Annotated in this window: 13 protein-coding genes and 7 pseudogenes; 9 read left to right on the top strand and 11 right to left on the bottom strand. The window is 62.0% G+C overall.

Annotated features, from left to right (window positions below; translation table 11 throughout):
- Positions 1 to 4: 4 nt before the first annotated feature.
- Both ACVWW1_RS40805 and ACVWW1_RS40810 read right to left on the bottom strand, forming a co-directional pair.
- Positions 5 to 229 (bottom strand): annotated as a pseudogene (locus ACVWW1_RS40805) (transposase zinc-binding domain-containing protein); the annotation flags it as partial.
- 95 nt (positions 230 to 324) lie between these two features.
- The gene (locus ACVWW1_RS40810; protein WP_456659797.1) at positions 325 to 432 is read right to left on the bottom strand and encodes a tyrosine-type recombinase/integrase; all 108 of its coding nucleotides are present in this window, start codon (positions 430 to 432) and stop codon (positions 325 to 327) included.
- Between the two features lie 253 nt (positions 433 to 685).
- Between ACVWW1_RS40810 and ACVWW1_RS40815 the strand changes: the two genes are divergently transcribed.
- The 6 genes and pseudogenes from ACVWW1_RS40815 to ACVWW1_RS40840 all read left to right on the top strand — a co-directional run bounded on the left by ACVWW1_RS40815 (position 686) and on the right by ACVWW1_RS40840 (position 9097).
- Positions 686 to 1576, top strand: a complete 891-nt coding sequence (locus tag ACVWW1_RS40815; protein ID WP_456659798.1) for a 3-keto-5-aminohexanoate cleavage protein — start codon at positions 686 to 688, stop codon at positions 1574 to 1576.
- A gap of 13 nt (positions 1577 to 1589) precedes the next feature.
- On the top strand, positions 1590 to 2594 hold the full coding sequence (locus tag ACVWW1_RS40820; RefSeq protein ID WP_456659799.1) for a 3-hydroxyacyl-CoA dehydrogenase NAD-binding domain-containing protein: 1005 nt from the start codon (positions 1590 to 1592) through the stop codon (positions 2592 to 2594).
- Between the two features lie 19 nt (positions 2595 to 2613).
- Positions 2614 to 3063: a thioesterase family protein gene (locus ACVWW1_RS40825; protein WP_456659800.1), complete on the top strand. Its 450-nt coding sequence runs from the start codon at positions 2614 to 2616 to the stop codon at positions 3061 to 3063.
- Positions 3064 to 4792: 1729 nt separating this feature from the next.
- Positions 4793 to 5653 (top strand): acyl-CoA thioesterase II, encoded by an 861-nt coding sequence (gene tesB, locus ACVWW1_RS40830; RefSeq protein ID WP_456659801.1) that lies wholly within the window; start codon positions 4793 to 4795, stop codon positions 5651 to 5653.
- Between the two features lie 815 nt (positions 5654 to 6468).
- Positions 6469 to 7708: pseudogene (locus tag ACVWW1_RS40835) on the top strand (IS701 family transposase).
- Positions 7709 to 7872: 164 nt separating this feature from the next.
- A pseudogene (locus tag ACVWW1_RS40840) lies at positions 7873 to 9097 on the top strand (IS701 family transposase).
- A gap of 171 nt (positions 9098 to 9268) precedes the next feature.
- On the opposite strand, the pseudogene ACVWW1_RS40845 reads toward ACVWW1_RS40840, so the two are convergent.
- The 3 genes and pseudogenes from ACVWW1_RS40845 to ACVWW1_RS40855 all read right to left on the bottom strand — a co-directional run bounded on the left by ACVWW1_RS40845 (position 9269) and on the right by ACVWW1_RS40855 (position 12537).
- Positions 9269 to 10007: pseudogene (locus ACVWW1_RS40845) on the bottom strand (IS5 family transposase).
- Between the two features lie 423 nt (positions 10008 to 10430).
- Positions 10431 to 11620: pseudogene (locus tag ACVWW1_RS40850) on the bottom strand (IS91 family transposase).
- Between the two features lie 56 nt (positions 11621 to 11676).
- Positions 11677 to 12537, bottom strand: a complete 861-nt coding sequence (locus ACVWW1_RS40855; protein WP_028153988.1) for a tyrosine-type recombinase/integrase — start codon at positions 12535 to 12537, stop codon at positions 11677 to 11679.
- A 132-nt stretch (positions 12538 to 12669) separates the two neighbouring features.
- On the opposite strand from ACVWW1_RS40855, the pseudogene ACVWW1_RS40860 reads away from it, so the two are divergent.
- The 3 genes and pseudogenes from ACVWW1_RS40860 to tnpB all read left to right on the top strand — a co-directional run.
- A pseudogene (locus ACVWW1_RS40860) lies at positions 12670 to 13268 on the top strand (transposase); the annotation flags it as partial.
- Positions 13269 to 13347: 79 nt separating this feature from the next.
- Entirely contained in the window at positions 13348 to 13686 is a 339-nt protein-coding gene (locus tag ACVWW1_RS40865; RefSeq protein WP_456659802.1) for a transposase, read from the top strand.
- Between the two features lie 94 nt (positions 13687 to 13780).
- Positions 13781 to 13930, top strand: a pseudogene (gene tnpB / locus ACVWW1_RS40870) (IS66 family insertion sequence element accessory protein TnpB); the annotation flags it as partial.
- 30 nt (positions 13931 to 13960) lie between these two features.
- Here the strand turns inward: tnpB and ACVWW1_RS40875 are convergent.
- Genes ACVWW1_RS40875 through ACVWW1_RS40900 form a run of 6 tightly spaced genes read right to left on the bottom strand, consistent with a single transcriptional unit; the run spans position 13961 to position 17409 of the window.
- Positions 13961 to 14896, bottom strand: coding sequence for a GGDEF domain-containing protein (locus ACVWW1_RS40875; RefSeq protein ID WP_456660791.1), 936 nt, complete (start codon positions 14894 to 14896; stop codon positions 13961 to 13963).
- Positions 14893 to 15369: a hypothetical protein gene (locus ACVWW1_RS40880; RefSeq protein ID WP_456659803.1), complete on the bottom strand. Its 477-nt coding sequence runs from the start codon at positions 15367 to 15369 to the stop codon at positions 14893 to 14895. The genes ACVWW1_RS40875 and ACVWW1_RS40880 overlap by 4 nt, the downstream gene beginning before the upstream one ends.
- A 4-nt stretch (positions 15370 to 15373) precedes the next feature.
- Entirely contained in the window at positions 15374 to 16669 is a 1296-nt protein-coding gene (locus ACVWW1_RS40885) for a recombinase family protein (RefSeq protein ID WP_456659804.1), read from the bottom strand.
- Between the two features lie 48 nt (positions 16670 to 16717).
- Positions 16718 to 17011 carry a recombinase family protein gene (locus tag ACVWW1_RS40890; protein WP_456660792.1) on the bottom strand — a complete coding sequence of 98 codons (294 nt, stop codon included), beginning with the start codon at positions 17009 to 17011 and terminating at the stop codon, positions 16718 to 16720.
- 13 nt (positions 17012 to 17024) lie between these two features.
- A complete protein-coding gene (locus ACVWW1_RS40895) occupies positions 17025 to 17240 on the bottom strand; it encodes a hypothetical protein (protein ID WP_456659805.1) in 216 nt (71 codons plus the stop codon).
- Positions 17218 to 17409, bottom strand: a complete 192-nt coding sequence (locus ACVWW1_RS40900) for a hypothetical protein (RefSeq protein ID WP_456659806.1) — start codon at positions 17407 to 17409, stop codon at positions 17218 to 17220. Before ACVWW1_RS40900 ends, ACVWW1_RS40895 begins: the two co-directional genes overlap by 23 nt.
- Positions 17410 to 17770 lie beyond the last annotated feature (361 nt).

Raw genomic sequence — 17770 nt, forward strand, 5'->3', positions numbered from 1 at the left:
TAAGACAGGAATTATAGGCGACGCGTGTCGTGCCGCAGTCGTCGCAAGCCTCCATGTGGCCGCCGAGCGCCTCGGTCCGGCACGCCACGATCGCGCTCATCACGCGCCGCTCGACCCGACCGAGATGACCGGCATGTACACGGCGATAGATGTCGCCATGCCGGCGCAGAATATCGGCATCTCGATGGCGGGCCTGTTGGCGCGGCTGTCGGGGCCGCGGACCATCCAGGTGGCGTCACCTCCAGCGACAGGCGATCGAGCGGGCTCTGCGTCGCCCGGATCGTATCGGTGGCGACCTGCGTATAGCGCGCTATCGACGACAAATTAGACCTGGATGATCCGGATATCGGTTCCGTTCTCGAGAAGATGTGTCGCGAAGCTGTGGCGCAGCGTGTGCAGCGTGACGCGCTTGGTCAGGCCCGCAGCCTTCACCGTACATGCGTTTTCTCCCGTCGGGCAAGCCGCCGCTGGGATTCCGTGCGTGGCACGCCGATTGCTTGATGAGGACTTCCGTAGCCCAGGCGTTCCAACTGCTCTTCGCCAGAAGTTCTTGATGATCCCAGTCAATGCGCTGGCGCTGTTTACACTCGGAACTCCAAAAGCGATGAAAATCATAAGATGAAACTTGTCGCCGGTCTTGCCCGATTTGGGACTGCCAAGCTTTCAGCGAGAGGAGAAGCCGAGAATGATTTCCGAAGTGTTCATCACCTGTGCGGTCACAGGGAGTGGATCGAACGTAGATCGTAGCCCGCATGTGCCGGTGACCCCGGAGGAGATCGCGAATTCGGCGATCGAGGCGGCGCGGGCCGGGGCGGCGGCGGTGCACATTCACGTTCGTGATCCCGAGACCCGGCAGGGCTCGCGGGATCCGGCGCTTTATCGGGAAGTTGTGCGGCGCATTCGGAAGTCGGATGTGAATCCGGTGATCAACCTGACGACAGGGATGGGTGGCGACCTGGTGCTGAGCGGGCCTGATGCGCCGCTGCCGCCGAACCCAGCGCGAACGGACATGGCGGGAGCCCTGGAGCGGATTGTGCATGTGGAAGAGTTGCTCCCGGAGATCTGCACATTGGACTGCGGGTCGATGAATTTCGGCGCTGGCGAATTTGTTATGATCAACACCTATCCGACGGTGCGCAAAATGGCCGCGCGCCTGCAAGAGATCGGGGTGCGTCCTGAGATCGAGGCGTTCGATACCGGTCACCTGTGGATCGCGCGCGACTTGGTCAGGGAGGGGCTGATCACGCTGCCGCTGATCCAGCTGTGCATGGGAATCCCCTATGGCGCGCCGGGCGATTTGACCACGCTGATGGCGATGATGCACGCGCTCCCGCCCGGCGCCGTCTGCTCGGCCTTTTCGATCGGACGGATGCAGCTTCCGTACGTCGCAGCGGCGGCGTTGGCCGGCGCCAACGTGCGCGTGGGCTTGGAGGACAATCTGTACCTGTCTCGGGGGCGTCTGGCGACGAACGCCGAGCTCGTGCAGCGGGCGACGCAGATCCTCGACAGCATCGGGGTGCGGGTGATGGGCCCGGACGAGATGCGCGAGAAGCTCGAGCTCAATGTTCATCGCTGAGGGGGAATAGGTCATGTCTGAGAGGCGGGTGAGAGCGGTCGGGCTGCTAGGGGGCGGGACTATCGGCGGCGGGTGGGCCGCACGGTTTGTCCTCAACGGAGTGGACGTGCGGCTGTATGGCCGGTCGTCTGGTGCGATCGAGCGCGTGCAGGAGAAGCTAGCCAACGCGCGGCGGGCATATCGGCGGCTGACGTTGGTCCCGCTGCCGGAAGAGGGGGCGCTGACGGTGGTGGACTCCGTCGCGGATGCGGTGCACGGCGTGGAGGTTGTCCAGGAGTCGGTGCCAGAGCGCCTGGAGCTCAAGCAGCAGCTGCTCGCAGCCGCCAGCCGGGCGGCGGCGCCGGGGACTCTGATCTGCTCCTCGACCTCGGGGTTGCCGCCGTCGTTGCTGCAGGCGGGGATGGACCATCCCGAGCGCCTGCTTGTCGCACACCCGTTCAACCCGGTGTACCTGCTGCCGCTGGTTGAACTGTGCGCCGGGCAGAGCACCGCGCCCGAGGCGCTGGCGCGGGCGGCGGAGATCTATCGCGCGGTGGGCATGCACCCACTCCTGGTGCGCAAAGAGGTGGACGGGTTCATCGCGAACCGGCTGCAGGAGGCGATGTTGCGCGAGGCGCTGTGGCTGGTGCACGACGACTTGGCCACTGTGCAGGAGGTCGATGACGCGATTCGCTACTCCTTCGGGCTGCGCCGGGCAGTCATGGGCCCCTTTCTGGGCTCTCGCATCGGCAACGGCGAAATCGACATGCGCCGCCGTATGGAGCAACTCGGATCCACGCTGAAGTGGCCGTGGACGAAGCTCACCGACGTGCCCGATCTCACCGATGCGTTCCTCGACAAACTTGCCGAGCAGTCAGAGGAGCGAGCCGAGAACCTTACCGGTCTCGAGCTAGAACAGAAACGCGACGACTGCCTAGTGGCCGTGCTGCAGGCGCTGCGCGCTCAGGGCTACGGCGCGGGCGAGACGCTCGCGCGCTGGGAACAGGGGCTGCGCGACCGCGTTTCTCCCGTTCACTAACGGCTCGGGCCTGCTGCGTGTGCCCACGCGAGAGATACCGTCTGATTGGGTCGACCATAACAGCCGGGTCAGCGAGAGCCGTTACCTCCAGCTCTGCGGCATTGCCACCGACAACCTGCTCCGTGATATCGGCGTCGTCGGCGAGTACCTCTCAGACAACGGCAGTTACCATACGGTCGAGACGCATTTCTCGCATCTTCGGGAGCTATGCGCTGGCGACCGCGTCCAGGTGCTCACGCAGGTCCTCGATGCCGACGACAAGCGCCTTCATCTTTTCCACACGTTGACGCGCGAGGGTGATGAGGCGCCGGCCGCCACGGGCGAGCAGATGCTCGTTCATGTGAATGCCGGCAGCGGACATAGCGGACCCGTGCAGGGTAACGTGCGCACACGCGTGCTGGAGCTGGCGCGGCTGCATGCAGAGCTGCCCCGGCCGGAACGCGCCAGCGCAAGCATCCGGCTGCGCTGAGAACTCATCGGCTTCAAGCCGGCCCGGGGAATGAGGGGCGCTCACTAGGTTTCGGGAAACTTCAGCAGAACCCTAGTGGCCCGCAAGGATCGCCGCTGCGGGGGCTGAACCTCGGGTTGCTACGCAAACCGTGCGTCCGGACAACTCGTGCGGCGAGCGGCCCGTCCGGCAATGATGTCGCCCAGTTCCGCGAACCAAACGGCCCGCCGCCACAATCTCATATTCCAGCTCGCACGCACGTCAACGCAAGCTGGTCGCAGAGGTGGCGGGAAGCTTCACGAGACCATCTCTCGCTAAAGGTCCTGCCGCGTATCACCGTCCCTCCTTGATCCAGGAGCTTAGGTGCCTAAAATTTGGTGCATAGCAACATTCGGATCACTGCGATGGAACCGGATACAGAGCACAAGGAGATCGCACCCGCGGCTATCGAAGATCACGTCAAATAGGAGTTACCAGGTGCGATTACCGGCGCATGACGCTCGAACTGCGCTAGCGAGGAAATCTCGTCAATCATAGGCTGTGGCGCGAGTGTCGGTGTGACGACATCACGTTATATGTTGCAGCTCCGCATTTCTGAATTTGGCGCTGAATTTCAGCACCCGAGCAGACGTAGCCTCCGGGGAAAGCTTGTTCTCGGTGCCGGAGGTCAGCGGCTTGCCATGTGATGTTGCTTAGGTTGCAACCTAACCTAGGAAAGGGCGGCAGTTTCGGAGTCTCTTTTTCAGCTGTCGGAGGGCAGGTCGAGCCCTACTAGGTGGCGGTGGATCGTCAAGCAACGTGGGCTTGATTTGGACCAATCAGGCAACTTTCATTTGAACTCCTGGGCCTGTAACTGCGGGGGCCGATGCAGTCGTAACGGATCCTTCACCCGTTCTATAGCAATCGGCGTGCCGGCAAAGCGGTTGTGCCAACTTGCTCGACGAGGCAAGTCTGTGCATTTCATGTCGCGCCGGTGGAATCCTTAAGCCTTAGTGTCAGACACCATAGACACCGTAGACGAATTCCACCGATCGCATGCTTCGCGCTGGCGGCGAAGGCTAGGTGCACCAGCGGCACGATCTCGGCTCTCTCTTCTGAACAGGGCTTCAGCCGCCGGAGCCCGCACCAAACGAACATGACCGCTGCTGAACGGCAATAGACTCTGATCAAACATGCTCAAATGTCTCCTTTCTTACAAGCCTCGTAAATCAAGAGAAATCAAGGCGCCGGGCGTCGAGACCAATGCTGGTTCCTCGAAAGCGGAATTTCGGCGCCTATGTCCAAGTCGGCTGGCTGTCTAACACGCCGGTGTCAAAATGCGGTTACGGTCGCTATGAATTGTCTGATTCTGCCCCAGATATCTGGCGCCTCGGCCGACGCGCTAACTGTCGCTCGGGCAATTGCCCGGGTGCGTTGGTCGAAACCGGTTCATGGGGCAAGTCCATTCCCAATGTCTGCGGATATATGTTGCCGCCCGAAATCGGCGCGAACGCGCGGCATGTGCTTATGTCTCAAAGCAAACGCGTTTCATGGGCCAACGTGTTGTAAACGCGACGTTGGCAGGACCACGCAAATATCAATCCGCATCACCGGCGTTGGCCCAAATCCTGCAACGCTACAGCTGCGTGAAATTGCACAGCACAACGCCTAGCGGACCAATACCGGCATTCTGGGGTCGCTGCTCCGGTATATCGAGCTTTTGCAGGTTCATGGCTGTGCCGCGCTCTGACGCCAGACCGAAAGCACATCAATGTCCAAAAGCCTGCTCGACCTGCTCGCCATCTTCGACCTTGAGCCGATCGAGGTGAACCTCTTTCGCGGCAACAGTCCGAACCCCAGCTTGCAACGGGTGTTCGGCGGGCAGGTCATCGGGCAAGCGATGGTCGCCGCATCCCGCACGGTTGACGGCCGGCTGCCGCATTCGCTGCATGGCTATTTCATCCAGACCGGCGATCCGCGGGTGCCGATTATTTACCAAGTCGAACGGCTGCGCGACGGCAAGAGCTATTCGACGCGGAGCGTCACCGCGATTCAACATGGCAACGCGATATTCTCGATCATGATTTCATTTCATGCCGAGGAGCAGGGCGCCTTTGACCACCAGGACAAGATGCCCAACGTACCGTCGCCGGAAAAGCTAACCGCCGAGGAATTGTCTAAGCGGCCGATGTTTCCCGAGGTGCCGGAACGCATCCGCCGCTATTATGAACCCGATCGTCCGGTTGAATTGCGCCCGGTCGAAATCGGCCGTTATGTCGGTGAGAAGGTCGACGACGGTCGCATTCATGTCTGGATCAAAACCGCCGAGAAGCTGCCCAATGATCCGGCACTGCATATGTGTGCGCTGGCCTATGCCTCGGATTTGACGCTCCTCGATGCGACGATGGCGCGCTATGGTCGTACGCTTTTCGACGGGCGCATGATATCGGCGAGCCTCGACCACGCAATGTGGTTTCATCGCCCATTCCGAGCCGACGACTGGCTACTCTACGCCAAGGATTCACCGAGCGCGCAAGGTGGACGCGGCCTCACGCGCGGAATGATTTTCAAGCCCGACGGCACGCTGGTGGCGTCCGTCGCCCAGGAAGGCTCGGTGCGCGAGCGGCGTTGAGGCCTCAGGCGCACAAACGCCCCTCGTGATCACAGTCGTTTCGACACTCGCGCCTGGGTACGGATTGCACAATCGCTCACCACAATCGACTCGTAACAATTGTGAGAAGTTGAATATCGCGGGGCTGTGCGTGCCGAACGCCAACTCCCTGGGAGGTCTCGGAGCGCATCTATTGGACGCCTCATGGGTGAGGGGAAAAGAGCTAAGAAGCCGCAGAGAGTGCCCTGGAGGTGGTGATACTGAACCAAGGTCAAGTGGTCTTCTATCTGCAGGGCCTGGTTTGGCATCCGTGACGAGCGGGTGCGCGCGGCGATGTATGAATTTCTATCGAACCTTATTGACGGAAATGGAGTACATCAAGGAGCCGCCCAAAAGGATTGGGGCCCCGTTAGAACGCGCCCAAGCGCACCTACGCCGGCTAGGCGGCGAGGGCGACGATCGGTTCAGTACCCAACGACCAATTCGAAAAGAGCTCAGAACCGACCCAACGTAATATTCGCCGGTCGCAATCTTCTTTGGAACCCTCATCTCAAAAGAAATCTCCTCCACTGAGTAGTAAGGCAACGTAGGGGATTCGCAGGGTGGAGTTTTTGCGTTTCATACGAGGCAGCGAGGAAAAGAGTAAGCGCTTAGCCGCAGGAAAATAACCGCTTACAATAGACCGGGAGGTGCTGGCGTTATGCTGAGCTGAGGGGAGCCCGACGTCTGCCTCTGTTATTGGAATCCTGCGCTAGATGTGAGGCCTCAACAAGTTGTTCCTGGTGAGCGAGTCTGCTGATGGATGGCATCGAGCCAATACTCCGAGACTCTAACCGCTGCTGGACGAAAATTCAGTGGCAGGGTCAAGACCGTTATTGCTGACGCTGTGGGCTTCGTCGTTGCGAGATGCCAAGCAACGCATCCGTCCGCTGTTTACGCAGGAGCGGGTTGCGGCCGCGGCGGGGCAGTTTCTCGACGGACTGTTGGGCAACGAGCCGCGCAAGACGGGTTGGATGCGGGCGGAAGCGGCCGGCGATCCAGGCCCGTGGCGCCAGCAGGCGATCCTGGGCCGGGGGCAGTGGGATGCCGACGCGCTGCGCGACATTGTACGTGAGTACGCGCTGGAAACGCTGGGCGATGAGGACGCGGTCCTGGTCATCGATGAGACCGGCTTTTTGAAACAGGGCAAGGCCTCGTGCGGGGTCGTACGCCAGTACACCGGCTCGGCGGGCAAGATCACCAATTGCCAGATCGGAGTGTTCGCCTCTTATGTGTCGCGGCATGGCCATGCCTTCATCGACCGGGCGCTCTACCTGCCAAAGGAATGGACGGACGATCCCACTCGCCTGAAGGCATCGCATGTACCTGATGATGTGGGCTTTGCGACGAAGCCCAGGATCGCGCGTCGAATGATCGCTCGCGCGATCGCCACAAAGGTGCCGTTCTCGTTCGTGGCGGCGGACAGCGTGTATGGCATCGGAGAGATCGAAACCCTGCTGCGCAAGGCGGGCAAAGGCTGTGTTCTGGGTGTTGCGTCCAATCGTGTGTTTCGTTCCTGGAGCAAGCCGCAGCCCGTCGCCGGCACCGCCTCTACGATCGCGCAGTGCCTTCCCAAGAAGGCCTGGCGCCGCCTGCCGTCCGCTGAAGGAACCAAAGGTCCGCGCTGGCACGACTGGGCCTATCTCGAGTTGGCCGATCTCGAAGCCAGCGAATACAACGACGACCTTGCCGGGGAATGGTCTTCTGATCCGTCGCAACATTGCCGACGACAGCTTGGCCTTTTTCTCCACATGGTGCCCCAAGGGCACGTCCATCCAGAAGCTGGTGTCGGTGGAAGGCCATCGCTGGGCCATCGAGGACAGCTTCGAAACCGCCAAGAACGAGCTCGGCCTGGATCACAACGAAACCCGCTCCTGGCATGGCTGGCATCGCCATGTCGCACTCCTCATGCTTGCCTTCGCCATGATGGCCGTCATCGGGCCAACACTGGGCCATCGCTAAACGCGACCGCGGCCTCAAGCGAAGCATCGTTCTTGATCCGCTGGTCGATCCAGGAAATCCGGCGCATCGCCATGAAGCTAGCCCAGCGGCGCATCCCGCACGCCCACATCCTCGCATGGTCGTTCTGGCGCAGGGCCCATCAGGCGAGCGCGCGCAAAGCCCATCTCAAATGCAAATTGCAACTGTAATGCTAACATTACAGTTGCAATTGATTGAGGGTTCTGAATCCATGGGTGACCATGATTCGGGATCTGATGATTGGTGGTGCGTCGGTTGAAGATACGCTGACGCTGTGGGCTTCCTCGTTGCGAGATGCCAAGCAACGCATCCGTCCGCTGTTTACGCAGGAGCGGGTCGCGGCCTCGGCGTGGCAGTTTCTCGACGGACTGTTGGGTAACGAGCCGCGCAAGACGGGTTGGATGCGGGCGGAGGCGGCTGGCGATCCCAGGCCCGTGGCGCCAGCAGGCGATTCTGGGCCGAGGGCATTGGGATGCCGACGCGCTGCGCGACATTGTGCGTGAGTACGCACTGGAGACGCTTGGCGATGAGGACGCGGTCCTGGTCATCGATGAGACCGGCTTTTTGAAACAGGGCAAGGCCTCGTGCGGGGTCGCACGCCAGTATACTGGCTCGGCGGGCAAGATCACCAATTGCCAGATCGGAGTGTTCGGCTCCTATGTGTCGCGGCATGGCCATGCCTTCATCGACCGGGCGCTCTACCTGCCAAAGGAATGGACGGACGAGCCCGCTCGCCTGAAGGCAGCGCATGTGCCGAGCAATGTGGGCTTTGCGACGAAGCCCAAGATGGCGCATCAAATGATCGCTCGCGCGATCGCCGCAAAGGTGCCGTTCTCGTTCGTGGCGGCGGACAGCGTGTATGGCACGGGAGCGACTGAAACCCTACTGCGCAAGGCGGGCAAAGGCTATGTTCTGGGCGTTGCTTCCAATCATGTGTTCCGTTCCTGGGGCAAACAGCAGCCTGTCGCCGACACCGCCTCCGCGATCGCGCAGAGCCTTCCCAAAAAGGCCTGGCGCCGCCTGTCGTCCGGCGGCGGGACCAAAGGACCGCGCTGGCACGACTGGGCCTATCTCGAATTGGCCGACCTTGAAGCCAGTGAATACAACGACGAGCTTGCCGGGGAATGGACGCGGGGTCTTCTGATCCGCCGCTACATTGCCGACGGCAGCTTGGCCTTCTTCTCCACATGGTGCCCCAAGGGCACGTCCATGCAGAAGCTGGCGTCGGTGGAAGGCCATCGCTGGGCTATCGAGGACAGCTTCGAAACCGCCAAGAACGAGTTCGGCCTTGATCACAATGAAACCCGCTCCTGGCATGGCTGGCATCGCCATGTCTCACTCGTCATGCTTGCCTTCGCCATGATGGCTGCCATCCGTCACCGGGCCAACACCGGGCCATCGCTCAAAAAAACGCGACCGCGGCCCCGACCGAAGCATCGTTCTTGATCCGCTGGTCGATCCAGGAAATCCGGCGCCTCGCCGTGAAGCTAGACCAGCGACGTATCCCGCACGCCCGCGTCCTCGCATGGTCGTTTTGGCGCAGGGCTCATCAGGCAACTGCGCGCAAAGCCCATCTCAAGAAAAAATTGCAACTGTAATGCTAAGGCCTGTTTACAGTCAGCGGATCGCGAGGAACGCAGCGACGAGGTTGAGGAGCCCAGCAAAGCAGGCATCGGTCTTTTCGTAGCGGGCGGCGATGCGTCGGAATGTCTTGAGAGAGCAGAAGAAGTTCTCGACCAAGTGGCGCCATTTGTACATTTCGGCGTCGTGAGGGATCCGGCCAGCGCGATCGGCCTTGGACGGATAACCGCTGCGGCGCCGCGGTCATTGAGGTTGGTGCGCAGCCAGTTGTGGTCGAATGCCTTGTCGCCGATCAGCGCGTTGAAATCGAGATCGGCGATCAAAGGCTCGACGCCGATGCTGTCGTGGCGCTGACCGGGCAACAGCACGAAGCGAATGAGATTGCCGAGGGCGTCGACCAGGGCCATGATTTTGGTGGTCAGGCCGCCACGCGAGCGGCCGATGGCCGGATTTTGAGTCCCCCTTTTGCGCCGGTGCCATGCTGGTGGACCCGGACGAGTGTGCCGTCGATGAGGACATATTCGAAATCAGGATCGTCGCGGAGCGCCTTGAAAACCCGCTCCCAGACTCCCTTCTGCGCCCAGCGCCAGAACCGCGTATAGACGGTGAACCACTTGCCGAACGCTTCCGGCAAATCGCGCCACGGCGAGCCAGTCCGCGCAATCCAAAGAACGGCTTCGATAAAGAGCCGGTTATCACGTCCGCTGCTGCCGGGGTCACCGGCCTTGCCCGACAGTTCCGGCGCGATCCGCTCCCACTGGCTGTCGCTCAACATCAATCGAATCAAGGCCGATCTCCATTTTCAGCCTTGAATCAATTTTCCATCGACCTGGGAATCTGGAGGGTTCTGTGAGGTCGCGCTCACGCGAGGGCGCGGCAGGCGCTTATGACGCGACCTCATTGAAGCCGGATTGAACGAAGGCGCGGGAGGCTATGCGCGGTTTTGCAGCTATGGGGATTGTTGGAGATCGCAAGGCCCGGTCTGCCGGCTCGGCACGTGAGGCAGAGCTGCGAGATGAGTGCATCGGGGAAGAGTTGAGATCAGGCGCGCTTTGTTGGAGATCGCGATAGGCGTTTTGCTGCATCGGACGGTTGTTGTCGCGCCGTGTGGCAGCACGGATTCGACAGCGTCCACGATGATCGAGACGCTGGGAGCGGAATGACGAATGATGATCGTTGTGCACGGCATGACTTGGCCTCACGATGTGTCGCACCGGAACGGGGATGTTCGAGGGCTGGGGGGCGTCTGAAGCTATGTCGAAAGCGCTCGATGATGCGCATGACGCCACCACAATCGGGGCAGGCAGGAACCTCGGTCCAGGTTTGAGCTTTCGAATCCACGGGCGACGGCTGGCCGTCGTTTGGCGCTGTCCGCTGATCGAGAAGTTCGCGGCAAAGGGCGAGCTTGGCAGCGCGATGGCCGTTGGCCATGAAGCCGAAGTGGCGGATGCGATGGAAGCCATCGGGCAGCGTGTGAAGAAGGAAGCGGCGGATGAACTCGTCGGGCTTGAGCTTCATGATCTTTGTCGCGCTGTTCTGGCGGTAGTCCTTCCAGGTAAAGGCGACGTGATCCTCGTCGAGGGCGACGAGCCGGCTGTTGGCGATGGCGACGCGATGGGTGTAGCGGCCGAGATAGGCCAGCATCTGTGCGGGGCCGCCGAACGGCCGCTTGGCGTAGACGACCCAGCTGATGCGCCGCATGGCGACGAGGTGAGCTGCGAAGGCAGCAGGCTCGGCCAGGGATGCGAGAACGCCGAAGAAGTTCAGGGTGCCGGCGTCGAAGGCGGCGGTCAGACGTTCGAGGAACAGGCGTCTGAACAGCCGGGCGAGCGGTTTGACGGCCAGGAAGAAGTTTGGTCGGCTGGCGATCCAGCGCGCGCTATCGGGCGAGAGGCCGCCGCCCGGCACGACGCAGTGGACGTGGGGATGGTGCGTCAGCGCCTGCCCCCAGGTGTGGAGGACGGCGACGACGCCGATCCCGGCGCCGAGCCGGCGTGGATTGGCGGCGAGCGTCGACATTGCCTCGGCGGCGGCTTTGAACAGGATCGCATAAACGATGGCCTTGTTCTGAAAGGCGACCGCGGCGATCGGAGCCGGCAGTGTGAAGACGACGTGGAAATAGGGAACCGGCAGCAGGTCGGCCTCTCGCGCGGCGAGCCACGCGGCTCGGGCTGGCCCCTGACACTTCGGACAGTGCCGGTTGCGGCAAGAATTATAGGTGACGCGTGTCGTGCCGCAGTCGTCGCAAGCCTCCATGTGGCCGCCGAGCGCCTCGGTCCGGCACGCCACGATTGCGCTCATCACGCGCCGCTCGACCCGACCGAGATGACCGGCATGTACACGGCGATAGGTGTCGCCATGCCGGCGCAGAATATCGGCAATCTCGATGGCGGGCCTTTTGGAGCGGCTGTCGGGGGCGAAACATCACCCGCACCCGCCGCGGATCATCTAGGTGGCGTCACCTCCAGCGACAGGCGATCGAGCGGGCTCTGCGTCGCCCGGATCGTATCGGTGGCGACCTGCGTGTAGCGCGCTGTCGACGACAAATTGTTGTGCCCGAGCAAGACCTGGATGATCCGGATATCGGTTCCGTTCTCAAGAAGATGCGTCGCGAAGCTGTGGCGCAGCGTGTGCAGCGTGACGCGCTTGGTCAGGCCCGCAGCCTTCACCGCCGACCGACAGGCGGCGTGCAACACGGTCTGATCGATCGGATGATCTTCGTCACGACCAGGGAACAGATAAAGCCGCGGCCGGGCGAGCCGCCAGTAGGTGCGCAGGATGCCCAGCAGCTGGGGCGACAGCATCACGTTGCGATCCTTCGCGCCCTTGCCGTGGCGCACCTGGATGACGCCGCGGGCGCTGTCGATGTCTTCGATCCGCAGTCCCGCGACTTCGGAGGCCCTGAGTCCGGCCGCATAGGCCGTGGTGAGGGCGGCGCGGCTCTTCAGGCTGGACACGGCCTCGAGGAACTGAACCACTTCGTCGGCGCTGAGCACGACCGGCAGCTTGCGCGGTTCTCGCGCATAGGGAATGCGCTCTGGGATGAGCGCCTCGCCGAGCGTGACGCCGTAGAAAAACCGTAGCGCACAGACGATCTGGTTCAGCGCCGGCCATGAGATGCCGGTCGAGACCAGATGCACCTGGAAGGCGCGGACGTCTTCCAGCTCTAACCGGTCAGGCGATCGGCCAAAATAGCGGCTGAACTTCGAAACCGCGCTGATGTAGGATCGTTGCGTCGCCGGCGACAGATTGCGGACGGTCATGTCTTCGATCATGCGGCGGCGAAGAGGGCTCAAATCGGCCATCTCGATACTCCTGTCTGAGGGGGGCTCCAACACCCACATCCTCTCAGCCAGGAGGCGATCTACGCCACCTTGCCCCGAACGCCGCGGCAGCGGCTTCGTTCAATCCCCCTCGGCTGGGCGGAGCGACGAACGATGTGGGCCTCAAACTTTTCGGACGCCCAGGAGGCGTTCATCCTGAAGCAGGGCAACGACGGGGTTGCGGTGGCGGAGATCTGCCGCAAGGCCGGGATCAGCCAGGCGACCTATTTCAACTGGAAGAAGGGTATGACGGATAGCTGCCGCGGAGATGCGGCGGCAGCTCGAGGAGGAGAACGGCAAGCTGAAGAAGCTGGTGGCGGACCTGTCGCTCGCTATGAGGCCTGGCCGGAAGCGCAAGCTGGTCGACGAAGTCCGCAGCGAATGGCAGGTCTCGACCCGCAGGACCTGCGCGGCCCTCGAGTTTGACAGGCGCGAGTTGGGCCAGCAACTGCGCAACAAAACGCCCAAGCGCCGGGTCAAGGCCAAGCTGCGCGATGACCGCAAGCCGGCAACGCGGTCCAACGAGACCTGGGGCGATGGACCTTGTCCATGACCAGTTGGCGACAGGACACAGGCTTCGCGTGCTTACCATTGTCGATATCTTCTCCCGCTCCTCGCCGGCGCTGCAGCCACGGTTCACCTTCCGCGGCCCCGACGTCGTGGCGGTGCTGGAAAGGGCCTGCAAGGACGTGGGCTTCCCGGCGACGATCCGTAAGCGGTGTTTTTCGGTCACTTTCCGGATGATGTGCTGATCTGCGAGCCTGCGGTTTGGTTTTGACTGTTGGGCTTAGGATGGACACAGTGCGTAGTGCTATCACGGAGCCGGTCCGAAGGCTGGAAGTCTTCACTGGAGCGGGTCGGCGCCGGAAGTGGAGCGACGAGGACAAGGCATGGATCGTTGCAGAGATCGTGGCGCGTGGTGACTCGGTCTGTGCCGTGGCTCGGCGCCCTGGTCTGTCGCCGCAGCAATTGTTTGGCTGGCGCCGTCAACTGAGAGAGGCCGCGGCCAGGCATTCTGACGCGGAAGAATTGCAGTTTGTGCCGGCGGTGGTGGATGCGGGCGCGTCGGCACCGTGCTTCGCCGGCGGCGCAAGGTGCCGCGATGCAAGTCCGAGCCCAATGTCTGGATGATCGAAGTTGAGGTTGAGGGCGTGACGATACGGGCCAGCCGCGGCGCGGACGCAAACACGATCGCGGCCATCGTCCAGGCGCTGAAGGCGAGCCGGTGATCGGCCCAACGGGTGCGGTTCGGGTGATGGTGGCGACGAAGCCGGTCGACTTCCGCAAGGGTGCCGAAGGATTGGCGATGTTGGTACGCGAGGCGATGCTAGCCGATCCGTTCTCAGGCACGGTCTACGTATTCCGGGCCAAACGTGCACAGCTCGTTTCATTGTACGTCCCTTCGTCAGATTCCGGGCAGGCGGATCACCCTATCGTATTGATAATCAATGTAGTTTTTCGGCCTACGTTCGATCACGTGCTGCACCGCTACACGTACGGCTTCCGAACTCAGCGCGTCGACAGGAACCAACCATTGCGAGCCCTTGATTGCTTGTGTTGCCGGCAAGATGCCCTTCAGAACCAGGTTCTTTGCTGATCCGACGCAAATTCCAAAGCGTGCCGCAGCTTTCGCAAGGCTGATCATTTTCCCGTCGGTCCGGAAGCCCGAGCTCTCATAAACGAAGTTCGATTGCTCGACCACGGCCCTGATCCGCTCCGCGATATCGGTGGCGGTTTCACGCCCGCTCGCGTTGCCCTCGCGCAGCAGGATACCGAACTCGTCACCGCCGAGACGCGCGACCAGCCCGCTGCTACCGACTTCGCCCGCCAGCAGCTTGGCCACCTGTTTCAGCAGCCGGTCGCCGGCCATATGGCCGCAGGTATCGTTGATGATCTTGAACTGGTCGAGATCGATCAGCATCAGATCAGCGCTCGCCTCAGACGATCCTGACATCGACTTGTGAAGCTCGAACTCGAACTGCCGCCGGTTGGCGAGCCCAGTGAGGGCGTCATGCGACGCGGCCCATGCCAGTTCCTCGACCAGCCGCCGTTCCGCCGTCATGTCATGAATGATCATGACGCGGCCGGCCCAGTGGCCGACATGCGTGATCGGGGTCTCGACCACCGAGACCGGCACGCTGGACTGGTCGGGCCGTAGCAGAAGCCGCTGCTGCGGATGACTTTCGCCGTCAGCCTCGGCGGTCCGGAACGACCCCTGCACGGGTTGCTCGCTGATGCTGAACAGCGACGCGAGCGGCCGGTCCGTCACATCTTGCCCTGCCGCGATCAGCCGCTGTGCGGCCGGATTCATGTAGCTGACGCGATCGTCCGGCGTCGTCACGATGACGGCGTCGCCGATCGAGGCCAAGGTGAGCTGGGCGCGCTCCTTCTCCTCGGCGAGCGCGGTCTCGGCCAGCAGCGGCGCAGCAGCATCCGCCGCGTGTGGACCAGGACGATGCCGGCGAGGCACGCCGCAATCACGACATTGACGAGCAGCAGCAGCGACGAGACCTGGCGCGACGCCCGCCCCAGATGATCGGAGAAGTCGACGGCGAGCGCGCTCAGCGCAGCGTCGACAACGCTGATCCGCTCGGCCCAGTGCTTGATGGTCGCAGCGGACGGATCGTGCAGCGCAACGTCGTTTGCGGCCTCGTTGCGGATCTCGATGAGCTGATCGAGCAGCGCGTCCGAATTCCGCCACGCCGTGACTGCGCCGGCGACGTGATGCATTTTGCGGAAATATTTGAACAGCCAGATCAGGCCGCCGATGTCGTCGTCATGATTGCCCGCTTTGGCGAAGGCGGCACGCGCCACCGCGTCATTGTTGCCTGGCGATTCGAGGGAGAGCCGCGGGATCGTAGTCCGGCAAGCCCAGGCGTTCGCGCATTTCCCGCGCCCGTACGGTGGTCCAGGTCTCGCCGTCACCGGTTTTGCAGCGCATCCGATTGAGCGACACGGCGAGCTCTCGGTCAGGCCAATGACCAGCGAGTTTGCGAAGCGCGTCGACGGCAGTGGGCGCCATGTCCCCCGGATATCGACCCGTCTTAACGCGAGCAACACGAACCTCCGTGTGCCGGCCGCCGGTCCAGTGGATGAGCAGAACGGCCTCGTTGGCGTCCTCATCGAGATCGCAAACAATCTCTCGGACCACGATGTGAACCAGCCGCTGCTTGGTGCGTGTGTCCGTGGACGGTGCATTCCAAACCCGCGGCAGATCATGCGCAAGTTGCAGTAGCAGGGCGCGGTCGATCCTTGGACTTTCCGGCGATGCGGCGCGCAGCTCCTTGATCCGCCTCTCAAGCTCGGCAACCCGCTCCAATGCGCCATTCCAGCGCGCCTCGAGTTCACGGGCAACGTGACGCTTCGCCGGATCCACAAGCTCGTATCGGCGTGCGGCAAGAGACGCTTTGTAGCGTCCGACTTCAAGCTCCCGTTCGACGGCGGCGATGATTTCTTGTCTCGACCGCTCAACCTGGTCGGACGCAAATATCGCTGCTTCAACAGCTCGATCGGAGACAGCCTCAAGGATTTGTAGCGCGACCGCACGATCGACCCGCACTCCGCCGATGCCGATACATAGGCCTGCACCGACATGGGCATCATCGCCGCGACATTGATAACAATGGGCATTCCCTTTGGCCTGGCCATAGACAACACGCATCATCCGCCCGCAACATCCGCACCGCATCAAGCCGGTCAGCAGTGCGCGTCCCCCGCGCGCCGATTTACGCGAGCAATTCTTCTTCATGTGGGCGTTTTCCAGCAGCAGCGTCTGATTGTCTTCGTACTCCTGCCAACCGATATAGCCAGGATGATTGTCGCGCAGGAGAACATTCCAATCCTCCCGCGGCTTTTTGAAGCCGCTGACCTTACGGGCGCGACCGTCCACGATCCGTGTCTTCTGAGCGATTCGGCCAAACGCATAGGCGCCAGCATAGAGTGGATTGTGCAGGATCTGCATCACCGTGTGATAGGCCGGTGCCTTCCAGCTGAGCTTGTAGATTTGAACGTTCCTCAGGACCACAGGCATTTTGATGTCGGCGGCGCGCGGCCAAAGAAAGACCTGCCGGGCGCCGCCGAGCTCGCGGAACTTCGTGAAGACGAGTCGAACCACCCCCGCCACATGTTCGTCGGGATCGATTTCGATCTTGCTAAGTTCATTTCAACAAAATCCAGGTGGAAGCATGAAGCGGTACTCGCCGCGCTGGGCCTTGGAGTCTCGAGCGGCGATTCCACGTTGGCGAAGCAGGCTCAGCTCATACTCCGACATCGTCCCTTTCAGTCCGAGAAGCAGGCGGTCGTTGACGAGCCGCGGATCATAGGCGCCGTCGGAATCGATGACCAACGCGCCAGCGACGGCGCATAGGTCGATCAAGTCATGCCAGTCGCGTCCATTGCGCGCCAGCCGCGACGCCTCGATGCAATAGACGGCACCGACGTCGCCCGAACATACCATCGCCACAAGCCGCTCAAATCCAGGCCGCTGAGTGCTGCCGGAAACCTGAGCGGCCTAAATCGTCGTCAATTACCGTCACCGACCTAAATCCGGCGGTTTCCGCGGCCTGCGCCAGGTCATATTGCCGCCGCTGGCTTTCGAGATTCCCCATGACTTGGGACATTGTCGATTGGCGAACATAGACGACAGCGGCGCGACCGAGGTGGTCAGGCGTGATCTTGATGCTCACGGTCACCTCCCGACACCTGAACGGCCTCGATGCCCGCCACTTCCAGCAAGAGATCGGCGAGCGCTTGGATCAGACCTTTGGGATTGCTGCCCAGCGGGTGCTGGGGAATTCGACGACCCAGATCCAGACCCAGTTGCATCGGCTCGCGATATTGGCTTTTTCTGCGCACGTCCTTTCTCCCTCTTCATCGAATGAGATCGTGCGCCCGACACCCGATTCGGGCCGAGAAGCTTCAGAACGACGGCAAGTTCGTTCAGCCCATCAATACTGACCTGCGGCGGTCCAAGCGCCATGCCGGCACAGTAGCTGTCGTCGAACATCCAATTGGGCACCTCACGACTAAACCCCCGCCGTTCCTCCATGTAGATGCACTTCAAATCCTTGCCGCGTCGGAACGGCGCAACTTGAAGCGTTCGTCCAAAAAGGGGACGTGCATTCATACTACAGCTCCTTCAGCTTCAGTTGAGGGTTTTGGCACCGTTGCCGTCTTGAAGGCGGCGGCTCGATCGACAAGACGATTCCATCGACTG

The sequence above is a fragment of the Bradyrhizobium sp. JR3.5 genome (genome assembly GCF_054057015.1).